Below are 214 nucleotides of genomic sequence, written 5' to 3' on the forward strand. Positions count from 1 at the left end.
CACCCAGATAAAACAAAGATTGTAAATAACTACGAGGAACCGTTCATCTTTCTTGGCTACGTATTTAAAAATGGTTATTACCATTCACCCTCAGAAAAAGCAGTCAAGAAATTTAAGGAGAAAATCAAAGAGGCAACGAAAAGAAACCAAACAGTGAATTTAGAAGAATTCGTCAAACAGAAGGTGAATCCCATCATAAGAGGGTGGGGGAGAT

At 36.9% G+C, this 214-nt stretch carries 1 protein-coding gene; it reads left to right on the forward strand.

Annotated features, from left to right (window positions below; translation table 11 throughout):
* On the forward strand, positions 1-214 hold a 214-nt coding region (locus M3183_RS27020; protein ID WP_285881262.1), incomplete at both ends, for a group II intron maturase-specific domain-containing protein.

The organism is Neobacillus mesonae, from assembly GCF_023715155.1.
In the GTDB taxonomy this organism is placed as follows: Bacteria; Bacillota; Bacilli; order Bacillales; family Cytobacillaceae; genus Neobacillus; species Neobacillus mesonae_A.